The sequence below is a fragment of the Bradyrhizobium sp. genome (genome assembly GCF_030697065.1).
Taxonomy (GTDB): Bacteria; Pseudomonadota; Alphaproteobacteria; order Rhizobiales; family Xanthobacteraceae; genus Bradyrhizobium.
This window is the reverse complement of record NZ_JAUYQU010000158.1, coordinates 1-15182: the sequence shown is the minus strand read 5'-3', so window position 1 is coordinate 15182 and position 15182 is coordinate 1. Positions and strand designations below refer to the sequence as shown.

Below are 15182 nucleotides of genomic sequence, written 5' to 3'. Positions count from 1 at the left end.
CGTATAAGCAAAAACCATCGCGCGGGGAGTGCCGGGTGATTCCGGTGTGACCTGACAACACGTGTGCATCTACCACTACCCCATAGCACACGTGGCTATCGGGCGCATCGGGCGCCCGGCATTCCCCGCGCCCTCTGATTGGAGAGGGCGGGAAATTGAGAGCAAACCTCGGGCGAAACGCGCCGCGAGATAGAGTAGCCGTGTTTGCACATCCCCACGACTGTCATCACCCGCCAACGGGTCGGCGCTTTCGCGCACCGCTGGTTCCGTCCGGCGCCAAAGGGCGCGCTTACATCCCGATGTCGAACACGTTCGGCAGTTGTACCAGTGGCAGCATCGCCGCACCGACGATGGTGGCGACCATCCTCATCAGGGTCCGGTTGCTGCGACGCCGGCCGCGCATCTGGCTGGCCAGCCACTGCAGCACGGCGACATCGACGCCGATGGCCTGGGTTGGCGCCCAGCTTTCGATCGCCGTGTCCGGCGACAGCGCGACGGTGCGCGGCGGAACCGGCAGGCCCGACGCGGAGGCCGCATGGTGCACCACCGCCTTGGCAAGCAAATCGTCGAAAACGCCCTCATCGCTGCGCTCGGCGGCAGCATCGTTGATCTCGAACAGCGCTTCGGCTTCGGCGCGGCTAACCGGCTGATGCTCGACGGCGGTCGCGGTCAGGATGCGCGCGCACCAGGCGGCGTCATCGGCATCCAGCGCGCGGGAAAAATGGACACGGCCCCGGGTGGTGGGTCCCTCGCCGGTGATCACCCCATCGCGCACGACGGTGAGGGCAAGGGCTGCGCTGTCGCGGCAGGAGATCCTGGACGGCTCGAGGGCGCCGATACGGTCGGCAAGCATGGCGTCAGAGGCAGACATAGGTTCACTTCTCATTTTCTTGTTCTGGTTCAGCATTTTCATGCCGGTGTAAACGAGCGGTTAACGAATCAGAAATCGGATCCTGAAGATTTTTTATTGTTGCCAATTAGTCGCTGTGACCTCCGTCATGGTTTGCCGGATCGCAACCGGGGCAGCCGTGTTGGGCGCGATAAAAGGCAATATCGGGGCGGTCCAGGCGCGACCGGCCAGCGAGTTCTTTCGTTGCACAGCCGCGGATAGCAACAAGATGCTACCGGTTCCACCCGGTGGAGAAGGATTGACCCTTTTGCCGCGCGCCCGTTCACTTGAGAGCCGGCGCCCGGTATAGTGGCAAGGACGAATTCACCTGTAACTTGAATGACATGAGGTCGTAAGATGGCTCTCCAGATTGGCGCTGCCGCCCCGGATTTCGAGGCTGAAACCACCGAGGGAAAAATCAGGTTCCATGACTGGATCGGCAGCAGCTGGGCGCTCCTGTTCTCGCATCCGAAGGATTTCACCCCGGTCTGCACCACTGAACTCGGCGCACTGGCCAAGTTGAAGCCGGAATTCGACAAGCGCGGCGTCAAACTGATGGGGCTCAGCGTCGACCCCGTCGACCGGCACTCGAAATGGTCCGAGGACATCCGGGAAACCCAGGGTGCCGCGCCGAATTATCCGATGATCGGCGATACCGATTTCAACGTTTCGAAGCTCTACGACATGTTGCCGGCCTCGACGTCAGGCGATCCGGCGACGCGCACCGCCGCCGACAACCAGACGGTCCGCAACGTCTTCGTGATCGGGCCGGACAAGAAGATCAAACTGGTGCTGGTCTATCCGATGACGACCGGACGAAATTTCCAGGAGATCCTGCGCGTGATCGATTCACTGCAGATGACCGCCAGGCATCGCGTCGCGACGCCGGCCGACTGGAAACAGGGCGAGGATGTCATCATCGCAGGCTCCGTCACCGATGACGAGGCCAGGACGATCTATCCGCAGGGCTGGAAATCCCCCAAACCCTATATCCGGATCGTGCCGCAGCCGAAGTAGCCGGCGGCGAATCCGCCAGTGAAAGGGGATGCGTCGCGCATCCCCTTTTGTTTTTCGGGCCGGCGCAAGCTACACGCGGACCCAACAGGCAACTTCCGAGTTTCATCCGATGGCCGCCAAATCCGTTTCCCCCCGCATCGTCTGGTTTCGCGACGATCTCCGCCTGTCCGACCACCCTGCCCTGCACGCCGCCGCTCTGACCGGCGCGCCGGTGATTTGCCTCTACGTCCACGATGAAACCAGCAATGCGCAACTGCGCCCGCTGGGCGGCGCCGCGCGCTGGTGGCTGGCGCAGTCGCTCAGGGCCTTGCAGGCAAGCCTGACATCGGTGGGCTCAAGGCTGGTGCTGCGACGGGGACCCGCGGCAAAGGTGATTGCCGAGCTGGCGCGGGAGACCGGCGCCGAGGCGGTGTTTTGGAGCGAGATCGCGCAGGCGCCGCAGCAGGCCGTGGCCGAACAGGTCGCCGCCGCGCTGCTGGCGATCGACGTCGGCTCGCAAGGTTTTCCAGGCGACCTGCTGGCGACGCCGCTATCCATCCGTACCAAGGATGGGCGGGGCTTGCGGGTATTCACGCCGTTCTGGCGGCGGGTGCAGGCGTCAGGCGATCCGCCAAGGCCGCTGCCGGCTCCGACGGCGCTTGCACCTGCCTCCGAGGTCGCGAGCGACCGGCTCGAGACATGGCGCCTCGAGCCGCTCCGTCCCGACTGGGCCGGCGGCCTGCGCCAGACCTGGAAGCCGGGCGAGAGGTCGGCGCAGGCCCGGCTCACCACATTTCTCGAAGCCGGCGTGGCCGGCTATTCCAGCCAGCGCGACCGCCCGGATCGCGACGGCACGTCGGGGCTGTCGCCGCATCTGCGCTTTGGCGAGATCGGTCCCCGGCAGGTCTGGCACGCCGCGCGGTTTGCTGCGGCCGGGCAGCCGGCTCTGACCGGCGATATCGACAAGTTCCTGAGCGAGGTAGGCTGGCGCGAATTCTGCCGGCATCTGTTGTTCGACCTGCCTGACCTTGCCGATCGCAATCTGCAGCCTTCGTTCGACGCGTTTCCGTGGAGGGGCGACGACAGTGCGCTGCAGGCGTGGCAGCGCGGCCTGACCGGCTATCCCATCGTCGATGCCGGGATGCGCCAGCTCTGGCACACCGGCGTGATGCACAACCGGGTGCGGATGGTGGCGGCATCGTTCCTGGTCAAGCATCTTCTGATCGACTGGCGCGAGGGCGAGAAGTGGTTCTGGGACACGCTGGTCGATGCCGACGCCGGCAGCAATCCGGCCAACTGGCAATGGGTGGCCGGCTCCGGCGCCGATGCCGCGCCCTATTTCCGCGTGTTCAACCCGATCCTGCAGGGCGAAAAATTCGATCCCGATGGCGCGTATGTCCGGCGCTGGGTGCCCGAACTCGGGCAATTGCCGGCGGGCCTGATCCACCAGCCCTGGCGTGCCACGCCGATCGAACTCAAAAGTGCGGGCGTCGAACTCGGGACCACCTATCCGCAACCGATCGTCGACCACAAACGAGGGCGCGAGCGCGCGCTCGAGGCATACGCGAAAACCCGCCAAGGTTGAACACTTCGTGCCGTCCGCTTTGCACATTTGCGAATCCGGCTATCGTTATCGCCTCGACAACACTGGGGGACGAGATGGACGACGATAAACCGGTTCTCGAACAAGTGACGGATGCGATGAGCGGTGCCGCAACGGCGACCGCGGATGCCGCCAGGACGGTGGTGAAGAAGGTCAGGAAAGTAGCCAGGAAAGCCGTGTCCAAGGCGGCGCCGAAGAAGGCCAAGAAGACCAGGAAGACGAAGAAGCCGAAAAAGGCCGGAAAAAAGGCTGGCAAGAAATCGGCCGTGAAAAAGTCGGCTAAAAAGGCCGTCAAGAAAACCGCGAAGAAAACCGCAAAGAAGAAAAAGAAAGCCAGGAAGTCGAAGCGCTGATCGCCTCCGGCATCGCGCTCCCAAGCCCTCTGGGTGAAAACCCGGGGGCTCTTTTGTTTCCCGTCTACGCCCGCCGGTTGACCACAAACACCGCGGCCGCGCATACCACCATGCCTGTCATGGCGATGCTATCGAGCCGTTCGTCGAACAGAACATAGGCCATGACAGCCGTCACCGCCGGCACCAGATAGAACAGGCTCGCCACCGAAGTCGCAGCCTTGCGCCGGATCAACCAGTACAACAGCCCGATCGACCCGATCGACAGCACCACCGCGAGCCAGACCAGCGACAACACGAATTCGCTGGTCCACTGCACCACATTGCTCTCGAACAGCCATGCGGCCACGCCGAACAACACCGTCACCGCGACGTACTGCACGAGATTGCCCGAACGCCAGTCGATACTGCCGCAATAGCGCCGCTGGTACAGCGTGCCGACGGTGATGCTGACCAGCGACACGCCCGAGGCCAGCCAGCCCCAGCCGGCCTCCCCGCCCATCGGCCGATCGTGCAGGATCAGCACCACGCCGGCGAGCCCGAGCAGCAACCCGGTCCATTGCAGCGGCGTGACGCGCTCACCGAGCCAGCGACTTGCCAGGGTCGAGGTCAGGATCGGTTGCAGACCCGGGATCAGTGCCGAAAGCCCGGCCGGAATCGAAAGCGAAATCGCGACCGCGGTGCCGGCGAGATAGAACCCATGCACCAGAACGCCGGCGATGATGCTGTGGCCGATCTGCGCGCGGTTGGGCCACACCGGGCGCGCAACCGCGACGATGATCGCCATCAACCCGACCACCAGTGCCATCCGGATCGCCAGATAGGTCAGCGGCTCGGCGTTGTGCAGGACGTATTTGGTGGCGATAAAGCCGGTGCTCCAGAGCAGGACAAAAATGGCCGGTGCCGCGCGCGCGGCCAAATTTTCCAGATCCCTGTTCATTTGCACGCCTGATTGCCTGAACATATACTATCGGGCAATCGCAAATCCCGCGGGTCCGCTCGCCGCAAAACGCAGATCGAAGAGATAGGGAATACCATGGATGTTCGCGCCGCCGTCGCCGTCGCTGCCGGCAAGCCGCTGGAAATCACCACCGTGCAACTCGAGGGCCCGCGCGAGGGTGAGGTGCTGGTCGAGATCAAGGCGACCGGGGTGTGCCACACCGACGAATTCACGCTGTCCGGCGCCGATCCCGAAGGCCTGTTCCCCGCGATTCTCGGCCATGAGGGCGCAGGCGTCGTGGTCGACATCGGCCGCGGCGTCACCAGCGTGAAGAAGGGCGATCACGTCATTCCGCTGTATACGCCTGAATGCCGGCAATGTCCGTCATGCCTGTCGCGCAAGACCAATCTTTGCACCGCGATCCGCGCTACCCAGGGCCAGGGCCTGATGCCCGACGGCACATCCCGCTTTTCCATCGGCGGCAAGCCGATCCATCACTACATGGGCACCTCGACCTTCGCGAACTACACGGTGCTGCCGGAAATCGCGGTGGCAAAAATCCGCGAGGATGCGCCGTTCGACAAGGTCTGCTACATCGGCTGCGGCGTCACCACCGGGATCGGTGCGGTCATCAACACCGCCAAGGTCGAGCAAGGCGCCAAGGCGATCGTGTTCGGGCTCGGCGGCATCGGGCTCAACGTGCTGCAGGGACTGCGGCTGGCCGGAGCCGACATGATCATCGGGGTCGACATCAACAACGACCGCAAGGCCTGGGGCGAACGTTTCGGCATGACCCATTTCGTCAACCCGAAAGAACTCGGCAAGGATCTCGTCCCGCACCTCGTCGACATGACCAAATCGGGTGCGGACCAGATCGGCGGTGCCGATTACACCTTCGATTGTACCGGCAATGTCACCGTCATGCGGCAGGCGCTGGAAGCCTGCCATCGCGGCTGGGGCCAGTCGATCGTGATCGGCGTGGCCCCCTCGGGCGCGGAGATTTCAACCCGCCCGTTCCAGCTGGTGACCGGCCGGGTCTGGAAAGGCACCGCCTTCGGCGGCGCGCGCGGACGTACCGATGTGCCCAAGATCGTCGACTGGTACATGCAGGGCAAGATCGAGATCGATCCGATGATCACCCATGTGATGCCGCTGGCCGAGATCAACAACGCTTTCGAACTGATGAAGCGCGGTGAATCCATCCGCGGCGTGGTGACGTTCTGAGATTCAGCACGGCGGCAGGGTACAAGCCAGATCCGATCGGTCGCCTGTTCCGTGAAAATACGGATGCGCAGGGAGCGCGCGCACCAGCCATTAGTCATAACACGCAAGAGTGCGCGCCGATCACCATGCCTTAGCAAATGTCGTCGCATGTCGTTGGCAGATATCCGACGATGGTAGCAACCGATGCCCCCCCCGAACGATCGACGCGCTCCGGACGAACCTGCGCAATCGCAGGGCCGTCAGGGCGACGTCGAATGCTGGGATCCACGGACGGACACCCCGCGCATCGCCCGGCCCAGCCGTCAATTTCGGTGGCTGGTGGCGATAGCGGTCGCAAACCTGTCAATGCTTACCATCGACCTGCACAGCCTGGGTGACAGCTTTTCGACCGCGGTTATTCTGCGGCTGCTGGTTGTCACACCTCTTGTGCTGCTCGCATTTTGCATCAACCGCTGGTCGGACAATCACCGTTTGCAGACCGCGGCGAGCGCCTGCGCGACCGTGTCGCTGGTCGCGACAACGGCGATCATCGGGCAATTGGCGCCGGAGCCGTTTGCCAGCCGCTATCTGATGGCAGGACAGTTCACCATCTTCGCCGCCACGGTATTTGCGGCCCTGCCCTGGCGCGCTACGCAGATCATGACGTTCGTCTCGACCGCGGCCTATACGTTGATCGTCGCGAGCGCGCTGCAGTTTCCGCCGGGGATGGTCAATCTGGATCTGGTCGGGTCCAACATTCTCATTGCCATCCTGGCGCTGTATGTCCGCTGGGAAAGGGGCATCCAGATGAACGAGATTCTGCTGATGCGCCGCATCGATGCGAGGCGGGCCGCCGAGCTTCGCAAGGCCAATGACAGGCTGTCGCAGCTCTCCAGTACCGACGCGTTGACGGGTACCTTCAACCGGCGCTACCTCGAAATATTCTCCGACAGCAGGTCCACCTCCATCGTGCCATCGCTCAGCAGCGGCGTATTGATGATCGATGTCGACCACTTCAAGCTGTTCAATGATCTGGGCGGACACGCGGAAGGCGACCGGTGCCTGCAACAGGTCGCCGCGGCGATACGAAGCGCCCTCCGGTCACCGGATGATATCGTCGTCCGGTACGGCGGGGAGGAGTTCGTCGTGATACTTCCGGCCGCGGATCCGTCTGAAGCCCTCGCCGTCGCCGAGCGTTTGCGCAGTGCGGTAAGCGACCTGCAAATTCCCCATCCCGGTCTCGGGACCGGCGCTGTTGTCACCGTCAGCATCGGCGCATGTGCCGCAACGCCCGGCGAGAACATCACCGACACTATCGAGCGCGCGGACAAGTTGATGTATGCTGCGAAGAAAGCTGGCCGGAATCGCATTTCGGCTTGAACCTCGCCGGATCGGTCAGCCGACGAGGCGTGGCAACCCCGGCGGGGATCGTGAGAGATGCGCCTGCAATTCCAGACCGTCGACGTGTTCACCGGCACGCAGTTCGTGGGCAATCCGCTTGCCGTCGTCCTGAACGCCGAGGGACTGTCGACCGGGCAGATGCAGGCGATCGCCGCCGAGTTCAATCTGGCGGAGACCACCTTCGTGCTGCCGCCCCGGGACGCCGCGCATACGGCCGAAGTCCGGATTTTCACCCCGCGCAGCGAGATGCCGTTCGCCGGCCATCCCAATGTCGGCACCGCCTTCGTGCTGGCCCGCGCAGGCTCCAGCTACGGCCGGCCCGTCGGCGGCGACCGCGTCATCTTCGAGGAAAAGGCCGGGCTGGTTCCGATCGATATCTTGCGGGATGGCAGGTCCGTGGCGGGTTCGAGACTCGCCTCCCCGCAGCCGCTCTCGGTCGGCGCGGAGGTTGCGGGCGAACTGGTGGCATCGGCCTGCGGAGTTTCGCTCGCCGATATCGAGACCATCCATCACCGCCCGCGCATCGCGTCCTGCGGCGCCCCGTTCATACTCGCCGAACTGAAGAGCCGCACCGCGCTGATCGGGGCGAGCCCGAACGGCGATGTGTTCCGCCACGAAGTCAGCAAGCAGCCGGCCGTCAGCATCCTGCTCTACAGCCAGGTCCATGAAAGCGATATCGATATCCGGACCCGGATGTTCGCGCCGCACCTCAACATTCCCGAGGATCCGGCGACCGGCGCCGCCAACGTCGCGCTGATCGGCCTGCTTGCCCACCTGCGCCCGGAAGCCAACCTCGCCTTGTCGAAGACGATCGCACAGGGCGTCGAGATGGGAAGGCCGAGCATCCTGCAGGCGGAGGCGGAAAAGAAAAACGGCACGGTTATCGCGACCTATATCGGCGGTCGCTGCGTGCCGGTGATGTCAGGCACGATCGATCTGGCCTGAGCGGGTCAGAAGAACTCTTCCGGACAGGGATCGACGATCTTCCACAGATCCTTGCCGTTCCTGATCTTCTTCATCTCGGTCGTCAGCCCGCCATTGCGCTGGATCCAGTCCTTCACCGGCCGCGGGTAATAGGACATCAGGTCGGACGTTCCTTCCGAACTGGTGACCTTGATGCCGAAGGTAAACGCCTTGTCGTAATAGGCCTGATGGAAACCGAGGCTGGCGCGGGGCGTCACGCAGACCTTGTTCATCGGCACGATGCCGAACACCATGGTGCAGGCCGAATTGCAGATGCCGTCGATGATGACGCGCTCCTTGCGATCGCGGATGCGCTCGTACTTCGCCTTGTATTCGGTAACATAGCCGCCGTGATCCCTGGTGATGCGCAGATCGGCCTGCGCCGGCGACGCGGCGAGCAGCGAGAGCAACAGCAGGGGCAGTAATGTGATGCGCATGGATCGATGGAAACCGGTTTGTTGGAGGTAGAAACGACCCTCGACGGACCTTCGGCAGCACTCTGGCGATACTATGTTGGAATTTCGTTAAGCATCAAGAAAGGGCAAAAAAGGGGCATCCGAAGGCGATTTTCCCGCATCCGGCGCTGGGTGGGGCCGAAAAAGTGACGAAATACGGCTTTTCCTCGCCCTTCGCAGGCGTCAAGCCTTGTAAAGCGCAGCGCCTGCTGCGGCCAAATCCCCCCATCCATGTGACAATCGCTGGCCTATGCTGGCTACAAAACTCTGGATCGCTTCAGCTTTTGTGTACGACTAGACAGCCTGAACGGTCATTCATGAGCGTGGATAAAGTGTCATTATCCGTTCCGTTGCGAACGGGTAACCCGCCTCCTATGTCCCTTGAAACGGGAGGCATCCATGAAGCAGTCTAACCATTTCCTTGAGAACGCCGAGAACTGCGCGCGCATGGCCGAGCGCGCGCCGGACGAGCCCAGCCACAAGCGCTACCAGCGAATGGAGGCAGCCTGGCGAGCCCTCGCGACCGAGCAGGACTGGCTTGATGGCCAGATGCCGCCGGTCCGCATCGCGATCAACAATTCCGAGCGACATTCTTCGTCCGTGTGAGGCGGCGTTCTGCGGATTGGCCGCGTGCTTCACGGCCAGCGAAACTTCGATCAGAGTGAGTCGGGTGTGCGCAACGTCGAGGATTTGTCGGCGTTGCGTAATTCCTGTTCGGCGAGGTGATAAAACTCATCGTCCCTGCCCTCGGGCTTGCCAGCCTGCTCCCAAAGCTCGTAGGCGCGGTGGATGATCTGCTCTTTGGTCGGCTGTTCCATTGCAGTTCCTTTTGCGGAATGAGAAGCACAGCCCGCCGCGCCTTGGAGGTTACGATAGACGGCAGGCTGTGCAGGCCCCGTCCTGAGAAACGCAGCCCGCTAAGGAAAGTCCGTTTTTTCTTTCTTGTTCCGGACCGAAAACTCCTCTGCCAGGACGCCGCAAGGCGGGATGGCCCTCCTCGGCCAAGTCTGGTAATCGGAGCCGTCGAAAGGTGTTCCGCACCCGTTTTCAGCGTTCAGGCAAGATCCAGGAAACCGGAACCTGTCGTTAACGCATTGAAAACATTGCGCTCGTAGCTCAGCTGGATAGAGCATCGGATTTCGATTCCGAGGGCCGGGAGTTCGAATCTCTCCGAGCGCGCCATTTGTCTGCTGAATGCCCGACCAATGGCTCCCCGCCGTCACGAAAAGCCCTCTACCCCGCCAGCGCCCTCCGCAGCCGCGCGATCGCGGCCGGCAGCCCGCGGACCCTGAGGATCCGGCCAGTGGCGTCGTAATCCTCGGAGAGCACGCGGGCGTTCTCGTAGACGTCGCTGAGCAGTCCCTGCTTCGCGTAGGGCAGTATCAGCTGGTCCTCCACCATCGACGCCTCGAAGAACGAGATGATGGATTCGCGCAGGGCGGCCACGTCCTGCGCCGACGCAGCGGAGAGCAGGATAGCGTCGGGATGTTTGGCGCGCAGCGCGGCGCGATCTTGCTCGCCGACGCGGTCAATCTTGTTCAGCAGCAGCCGCGACGGCACGGTGTCCGCGCCGATCTCCTTGAGCACGCTGCGGCTCACCTCGAGCTGCGATTCGTAAGTCGGATCGGAGGCGTCGACGACGAACAGCAGCAGCGAGGCTTCCAGCGCTTCGGCGAGCGTGGAACGGAACGAGGCGACCAGATCGTGCGGCAGCTTCTTGATGAAGCCGACTGTGTCCGAGACCAGCACGAGCGGCCGGTTCTCCGGCTGCAGCGCGCGCACCGTGGTGTCCAGCGTTGCGAACAGCTTGTCCTCGACCAGCACTTCGCTGCCCGTGAGCGCGCGCATCAGCGACGACTTGCCTGCATTGGTGTAGCCGACCAGCGCGACGCGGAGCTGGTCGCGCCGGGCGGACCGGCGCTCATCGCTGTCGCGCTGGATATTCTCCAGTTGCTCTTTCAGTTCCGCGAGACGGTCGCGGACCTTGCGCCGATCGACCTCAAGGTCGGACTCGCCGGCGCCGGGTCCCTGCTGTCTTCCCCCGCCACCCGACGATTCGCGCAGCCGCGGCGAGACATATTTCAGCCGCGCGATCTCGACCTGCAGCTGGGCCTCGCGGCTATGCGCATGGCGATGAAATATCTCGACGATCACGCCGGTGCGATCGAGCACCTGCGCGCCGGTGGCCCGCTCGAGGTTGCGGGCCTGGCTTGGCGATATTTCGTGATCGACGATCACGAATTCCGGCCGCCGCTGCGGATCGGGTTCGGCGGACGTCATCGCGGCCTTGCTGTCGCCGGTGTCATCGAAGCGCTCGCGGGCCTTTGACTTGCGGGCGGGGGCCATCGATTCGACGACGCCGGTCCCACCGGTCATGTCAGCCAGTTCCTCCAGACGTCCCTTGCCGAGCACCGTGGCGCCGCCAATCTCGTCGCGCTTCTGCGACACCGTGCCGACGACCTCGTAACCGAGCGTCTTCACCAGACGGCCGAGTTCTGCGAGGCTCGCGGCATGCATGACATCATCGACGCCAGGGAGCTGGACGCCGACCAGGATCGCGCGCGGAACAGGCGGTTTGGTTTCCATGATGCGGCGCCGGCTCCGGCGCGCTCCCCGTTCTTGTCACTCGGCGATTTGCCGTGGCGACGGCGACCGGCAAAACAAGCGAATCCGGAGCGACCCGCCGCCGCTCATGTCTTGCCCATGTCTGGCATTGATCCGCAATAGCCGCCAGGCGCGCAACCGCAGTGCGGCGCGTTTACGTGGCCGCGCAGTGAACGATCGCAGGCGGCTCCGGCCAGAGTGGCCCGGCCCAAGGGCCTACCAAATGCTGCCGAAGAAACCGAATTGAGGTTGCTGTGCGACGCGCATCATCGGCTGATGCGGGGGCGCAGACCGAGCTTTGGCGACCTTGCGTTTCGGCAGCGGCTTGGCCTCCGGCTTCGGATCGTCGCCCGGCTTGAACTGGGCAAAGGATTCGCGCACACGCGCTTTCATCTCCGCAACCGGCTCGGGGACGAGGGCAGCGGCGGCAATCTCGACCGTCGGAGGAACGATGGTGGGAAGGCTGGTGTCGTAGACGACGCGCTCGGGCCATTTCCGGTCAGAGCTAATCCTGAGCGTGGGATTCCCGGCGGACGATGTGAGCGCGGCGGCGGCTGAGTTCCCTGTCGGCTCCTTCGGCGCGAAGGCGTCGACGCCGAACAGCAGGGCAAGCAGCACCCCGCCGACAAAGATAAAGTATCGCACTATCGGCATTTCTGGACCGCTCCATCCGCGCAGACGCACGGATCACTCGCTCAACCGGTGATGACGCGTTTTGTTCCTGCCGATTAGTTCGGAGGTCGCCGCAGGGGGTTCAATCAGGGGCAGCAGTTTTCCGAAGCGGTTAACTAATCGTGAACGGAGGCCAGGCCGGGCTGGCCGTCATCAGCGGGCATGTCTGAGGCCGCGGGTCGCCGGATGCGGCAGCCTGGTCGAAATTGAGGGGGATGGCATTAACGGCATGCGGTGGCTAGAAATGACGGCGCGCCGGCGGATGGCGCACAACAAGGGGGAGCAACGATGCCGATCGTCACCTGGGATCATGTCCATTTGCGCAGTCCGGATCCCGAGGCTACCGCGGCCTGGCTTGAGGATATTCTCGGCGGCGAGATCGTTCGCGGCCCCAGGCGAATCGACGTCAAGCTCGGCGGTGCCAACATATTCATCGCGCCGGTTACGGAAGGCGATGGCGTCAACGGCCCCCCGGTGACGCCCTATCAGGGGCTCGACCATTTCGGGCTGGCGGTGAAGGACATCGATGCGGTGGCCGCCGAACTCAAGGCCAAGGGTGTCGAATTCACGAGGGAGCCGACCACGCTGCGGCCGGGTGTCCGCATCTGCTTCATCCGCGGGCCGCAAGGCATCTCGATCGAACTGCTGGAGCGCGACCAAAGATACACGTAGCCACGCGCGGCACCCACGCGCTCCTGGTTCGTCCGGGGTCCGGAATTTGGCAGAAAGGGAGGGATCGCCCCGGAGATCGTGGCCGGGGATGGTGGCCGCTTGGCAAGCCGCGCGTTGACGCTGCGTGCCTTGCTTTGGCATAACGGAACTGCCGACTTCCGGGGGCCACGGACGTCCGGCACCGGGGCATCATGAAGAACGGACTGTATTCGATCCACGTCAGCCTGCAGGATGGCCGTTCGGGCAAGGGCAGCGGCGTGATCATGTTCCGGGATGGCAAGATCCACGGCGGCGATGCTTATTTGTATTACACCGGCAGCTACCTGGTGAAGGACGATACTTTCAAGGGCGAAGTCCTGGTCCAGCGTCACACCTCCAGCCCCGACGCCAGTCCGCTGTTCGGCGGGCCGAATCCGGTCGGCATCGGCGTCTCCGGCACCTTCACCGATACCCGCGGCATCATGAACGGCACCGCGCTGGTCGGAAAGGCCAGCCAGATTTTCGGCGCCACGCTGCACAAGCTTGCCGACATCGATTAGGGTTGCACCGTTCCCGGCCGTGACAAAGATCACATACCTCGAGCCGACCGCCCCCTAGGTTGCCCGCAATCAATCTCACGTCGAGATTTCCTGTGGGAGAATGCCATGCCGCCGTTCAGGGCCACCTTGCTCCGCGCCTTTCTATTAATCGGTTTCTCCGCCGGTTTGCTGGCCCCCGGGTCGATGCGATCCGCGCAGGCCCAGACGACGCCCGCGACCGAGAAGCCGGCCAGCGTCGGCACCTCCCTCGCTCTCACCGGACCGGAGCAGCGCATCGCGCTGGTGATCGGCAATGCGAAATATCAGAACACGGTCCAGCTCGCCAATCCCGGCAACGATACCAGGGCGGTCGCCCAGCTGCTGAACTCCGCCGGCTTCGAGGTGATCTCCGCAACCGATCTCAACCACAACCAGATGATCGAGGCGGTCCAGGAATTCTCCGGCAGGATTGCCGGGCGCGGCCCGAATACGGTGGCGATGGTATATTATGCCGGCCACGGCGTGCAGCTGGCGGGCGAAAACTATCTGATACCGGTCGACGCAAAAGTCTCGTCCGAGCCTGACCTCGTCAACGGCTCGCTCCGGCTGGTCGACGTGATGGCGACGCTGGAGACGATTCCGAGCCGGGTGCGCATCGTCATTCTCGACGCCTGCCGAAACAATCCGTTCCCCTCGCTCAACGACGCCGGACGCGGCCTTGCCATCGTCGACGCGCCGAAGGGCTCGATCGTGGCCTATTCGACCGCACCGGGCACCGAAGCACTGGACGGCACCGGCGACCATAGTCCGTTTACGTCGGCGTTCCTGCGGCTGGCGAACGAGAAAAATCTTCCCATCGAGCAGCTGTTCAAGCGCATTCGTCTCGACGTCGGCAATTCGACCGAAGGCCGGCAGACTCCGTGGGAAAGTTCGTCGCTGACCAGCGATTTCTATTTCTTCGGCGATACCGCCGTCGCGGCCACCAGAGCCCCGGCGCAGACGAAAATGGCTTATGCGGCAAGCGACCTTCCGTCCCGTTCCTCCCGCCAGGCCTATGAATACGTAGTGGCTGAAAACTCCATCGAGAATTATCAGGAGTTCATCCGGATCTACCCGCACGACCCGATGACCGACCGCATCCGGATCTTGCTGGGCAACCTGATGCAGGCGAAAGCCTGGCACACGGCGGTAAAGACCAATTCTCCCGTCGCGTACCAATCGTTCTACGAAAAATTCTCCAACGGTCCCTATGCCCAAAGCGCCTTGAAGATGGCGGCGCAGCCGAGGATCATTCCGCTGTCGCAGCCGACGCGGATCCTCGCGCCGGCATCGATCAAGTTCGGCGGCTTCGGTCCCGCAAAGGACAATTTCGGCCGCAACCCCGGCCCGCACGGCCTGCCGCAGGGCGGCGGAAAGATCGTCACGCTGCCGTCTCCCGGCGCCAAACCGGGCTTCGGAAACAGCGGCGCCGGCACTGGCAAGATCATCAATCTGCCCGGCAATAACGTTGGCAAGGTTGGCGAGCGGCCGACTTCGAAACTGGGCGGCTTGACCAGGGTCGAGAAGCGAACGTCGCATTCCTCTCCTCGCATTGGTGGCCATCGCGGACAGGCAGGCATCGCGAACACCGGCAGCAACCAAAGGTTTGCGACGTCGCCACAGTTCCGCGGGTCGTTCGGTCAGGCGCGGACGGGTGGTTTCAAAACGATGCGGTGAAGCCGGGATCACCGGCGAGGCTTACTCCGCGGCCTGCTCCAGCGGCGCGACCCGGGGCAGGATGATCTGGATCCTCGTCCCGCCGCCGGGTTCGGAATCGAGATCGAGCCGGCCGCCCAGCCGGTTGGTCACGATGCTGTAGACGATATGCAGGCCGAGTCCGGTGCCGCCCTGGTCGCGGCGGGTGGTGAAGAATGGAT

17 protein-coding genes and 1 tRNA gene are annotated in these 15182 nt (G+C 63.6%); 11 read left to right on the top strand and 7 right to left on the bottom strand.

All coding sequences use genetic code 11. From position 1 onward, the window contains the following. Positions 1 to 289: 289 nt before the first annotated feature. Positions 290 to 871, bottom strand: coding sequence for a hypothetical protein (locus Q8R73_RS12335; RefSeq protein ID WP_305719824.1), 582 nt, complete (start codon positions 869 to 871; stop codon positions 290 to 292). Positions 872 to 1246: 375 nt separating this feature from the next. Here Q8R73_RS12335 and Q8R73_RS12330 point away from each other — a divergent pair, with 375 nt between their 5' ends. The 3 genes from Q8R73_RS12330 (at position 1247) to Q8R73_RS12320 (ending at position 3841) form a co-directional block, all read left to right on the top strand. Further along, the gene (locus Q8R73_RS12330) at positions 1247 to 1906 is read left to right on the top strand and encodes a peroxiredoxin (RefSeq protein ID WP_305719823.1); all 660 of its coding nucleotides are present in this window, start codon (positions 1247 to 1249) and stop codon (positions 1904 to 1906) included. 109 nt (positions 1907 to 2015) lie between these two features. Next, positions 2016 to 3470 carry a deoxyribodipyrimidine photo-lyase gene (locus tag Q8R73_RS12325; protein WP_305719822.1) on the top strand — a complete coding sequence of 485 codons (1455 nt, stop codon included), beginning with the start codon at positions 2016 to 2018 and terminating at the stop codon, positions 3468 to 3470. Positions 3471 to 3544: 74 nt separating this feature from the next. Next, positions 3545 to 3841 carry a histone gene (locus Q8R73_RS12320; protein WP_305719821.1) on the top strand — a complete coding sequence of 99 codons (297 nt, stop codon included), beginning with the start codon at positions 3545 to 3547 and terminating at the stop codon, positions 3839 to 3841. A gap of 64 nt (positions 3842 to 3905) precedes the next feature. Here Q8R73_RS12320 and Q8R73_RS12315 read toward each other — a convergent pair whose 3' ends face one another. After that, positions 3906 to 4778, bottom strand: coding sequence for a DMT family transporter (locus tag Q8R73_RS12315; protein ID WP_305719820.1), 873 nt, complete (start codon positions 4776 to 4778; stop codon positions 3906 to 3908). Positions 4779 to 4874: 96 nt separating this feature from the next. Here Q8R73_RS12315 and Q8R73_RS12310 point away from each other — a divergent pair, with 96 nt between their 5' ends. From Q8R73_RS12310 to Q8R73_RS12300, 3 genes are all read left to right on the top strand, one after another. After that, the gene (locus Q8R73_RS12310) at positions 4875 to 6002 is read left to right on the top strand and encodes an S-(hydroxymethyl)glutathione dehydrogenase/class III alcohol dehydrogenase (protein WP_305719819.1); all 1128 of its coding nucleotides are present in this window, start codon (positions 4875 to 4877) and stop codon (positions 6000 to 6002) included. A 345-nt stretch (positions 6003 to 6347) separates the two neighbouring features. Further along, positions 6348 to 7361, top strand: a complete 1014-nt coding sequence (locus Q8R73_RS12305; RefSeq protein WP_305719818.1) for a diguanylate cyclase — start codon at positions 6348 to 6350, stop codon at positions 7359 to 7361. A 57-nt stretch (positions 7362 to 7418) separates the two neighbouring features. After that, positions 7419 to 8327 carry a PhzF family phenazine biosynthesis protein gene (locus Q8R73_RS12300; RefSeq protein WP_305719817.1) on the top strand — a complete coding sequence of 303 codons (909 nt, stop codon included), beginning with the start codon at positions 7419 to 7421 and terminating at the stop codon, positions 8325 to 8327. A 5-nt stretch (positions 8328 to 8332) separates the two neighbouring features. Here the strand turns inward: Q8R73_RS12300 and Q8R73_RS12295 are convergent, their stop codons facing one another. Beyond that, a complete protein-coding gene (locus tag Q8R73_RS12295; RefSeq protein ID WP_305719816.1) occupies positions 8333 to 8782 on the bottom strand; it encodes a hypothetical protein in 450 nt (149 codons plus the stop codon). 417 nt (positions 8783 to 9199) lie between these two features. On the opposite strand from Q8R73_RS12295, the gene Q8R73_RS12290 reads away from it, so the two are divergent. Further along, positions 9200 to 9406 (top strand): hypothetical protein, encoded by a 207-nt coding sequence (locus Q8R73_RS12290; protein WP_305719815.1) that lies wholly within the window; start codon positions 9200 to 9202, stop codon positions 9404 to 9406. A 50-nt stretch (positions 9407 to 9456) separates the two neighbouring features. On the opposite strand, the gene Q8R73_RS12285 is transcribed toward Q8R73_RS12290, so the two are convergent. Next, on the bottom strand, positions 9457 to 9618 hold the full coding sequence (locus Q8R73_RS12285; protein ID WP_305719814.1) for a DUF2934 domain-containing protein: 162 nt from the start codon (positions 9616 to 9618) through the stop codon (positions 9457 to 9459). A gap of 287 nt (positions 9619 to 9905) precedes the next feature. On the opposite strand from Q8R73_RS12285, the gene Q8R73_RS12280 reads away from it, so the two are divergent. Continuing rightward, a tRNA-Arg gene (locus Q8R73_RS12280) sits at positions 9906 to 9982 on the top strand. A gap of 51 nt (positions 9983 to 10033) precedes the next feature. Here the strand turns inward: Q8R73_RS12280 and hflX are convergent. Together hflX and Q8R73_RS12270 are read right to left on the bottom strand one after the other, a co-directional pair. Then, on the bottom strand, positions 10034 to 11386 hold the full coding sequence (gene hflX / locus Q8R73_RS12275; protein ID WP_305719813.1) for a GTPase HflX: 1353 nt from the start codon (positions 11384 to 11386) through the stop codon (positions 10034 to 10036). Between the two features lie 234 nt (positions 11387 to 11620). Further along, positions 11621 to 12058, bottom strand: a complete 438-nt coding sequence (locus Q8R73_RS12270; protein WP_305719812.1) for a hypothetical protein — start codon at positions 12056 to 12058, stop codon at positions 11621 to 11623. 306 nt (positions 12059 to 12364) lie between these two features. Here Q8R73_RS12270 and Q8R73_RS12265 point away from each other — a divergent pair, with 306 nt between their 5' ends. The 3 genes from Q8R73_RS12265 to Q8R73_RS12255 all read left to right on the top strand — a co-directional run bounded on the left by Q8R73_RS12265 (position 12365) and on the right by Q8R73_RS12255 (position 14982). Beyond that, positions 12365 to 12748 (top strand): VOC family protein, encoded by a 384-nt coding sequence (locus Q8R73_RS12265; protein WP_305719811.1) that lies wholly within the window; start codon positions 12365 to 12367, stop codon positions 12746 to 12748. A gap of 191 nt (positions 12749 to 12939) precedes the next feature. Continuing rightward, a complete protein-coding gene (locus Q8R73_RS12260; RefSeq protein ID WP_305719810.1) occupies positions 12940 to 13287 on the top strand; it encodes a GrlR family regulatory protein in 348 nt (115 codons plus the stop codon). Between the two features lie 105 nt (positions 13288 to 13392). Continuing rightward, positions 13393 to 14982: a caspase family protein gene (locus Q8R73_RS12255; protein WP_305719809.1), complete on the top strand. Its 1590-nt coding sequence runs from the start codon at positions 13393 to 13395 to the stop codon at positions 14980 to 14982. Between the two features lie 21 nt (positions 14983 to 15003). Here Q8R73_RS12255 and Q8R73_RS12250 read toward each other — a convergent pair. Then, on the bottom strand, positions 15004 to 15182 hold a 179-nt coding region (locus Q8R73_RS12250; protein WP_305719825.1), incomplete at its 5' end, for an ATP-binding protein.

Bases quoted from the DNA above. Each gene is read 5' to 3' on its own strand.
- Q8R73_RS12285 (WP_305719814.1), bottom strand. From the start codon at position 9,618: ATGGAACAGCCGACCAAAGAGCAGATCATCCACCGCGCCTACGAGCTT.
- Q8R73_RS12255 (WP_305719809.1), top strand. From the start codon at position 13,393: ATGCCGCCGTTCAGGGCCACCTTGCTCCGCGCCTTTCTATTAATCGGT.
- Q8R73_RS12260 (WP_305719810.1), top strand. From the start codon at position 12,940: ATGAAGAACGGACTGTATTCGATCCACGTCAGCCTGCAGGATGGCCGT.
- Q8R73_RS12325 (WP_305719822.1), top strand. From the start codon at position 2,016: ATGGCCGCCAAATCCGTTTCCCCCCGCATCGTCTGGTTTCGCGACGAT.
- Q8R73_RS12330 (WP_305719823.1), top strand. From the start codon at position 1,247: ATGGCTCTCCAGATTGGCGCTGCCGCCCCGGATTTCGAGGCTGAAACC.
- Q8R73_RS12320 (WP_305719821.1), top strand. From the start codon at position 3,545: ATGGACGACGATAAACCGGTTCTCGAACAAGTGACGGATGCGATGAGC.
- Q8R73_RS12270 (WP_305719812.1), bottom strand. From the start codon at position 12,058: ATGCCGATAGTGCGATACTTTATCTTTGTCGGCGGGGTGCTGCTTGCC.
- Q8R73_RS12300 (WP_305719817.1), top strand. From the start codon at position 7,419: ATGCGCCTGCAATTCCAGACCGTCGACGTGTTCACCGGCACGCAGTTC.
- Q8R73_RS12305 (WP_305719818.1), top strand. From the start codon at position 6,348: ATGCTTACCATCGACCTGCACAGCCTGGGTGACAGCTTTTCGACCGCG.
- Q8R73_RS12265 (WP_305719811.1), top strand. From the start codon at position 12,365: ATGCCGATCGTCACCTGGGATCATGTCCATTTGCGCAGTCCGGATCCC.
- Q8R73_RS12290 (WP_305719815.1), top strand. From the start codon at position 9,200: ATGAAGCAGTCTAACCATTTCCTTGAGAACGCCGAGAACTGCGCGCGC.
- Q8R73_RS12335 (WP_305719824.1), bottom strand. From the start codon at position 871: ATGTCTGCCTCTGACGCCATGCTTGCCGACCGTATCGGCGCCCTCGAG.
- Q8R73_RS12315 (WP_305719820.1), bottom strand. From the start codon at position 4,778: ATGAACAGGGATCTGGAAAATTTGGCCGCGCGCGCGGCACCGGCCATT.
- Q8R73_RS12310 (WP_305719819.1), top strand. From the start codon at position 4,875: ATGGATGTTCGCGCCGCCGTCGCCGTCGCTGCCGGCAAGCCGCTGGAA.
- Q8R73_RS12295 (WP_305719816.1), bottom strand. From the start codon at position 8,782: ATGCGCATCACATTACTGCCCCTGCTGTTGCTCTCGCTGCTCGCCGCG.
- hflX (WP_305719813.1), bottom strand. From the start codon at position 11,386: ATGGAAACCAAACCGCCTGTTCCGCGCGCGATCCTGGTCGGCGTCCAG.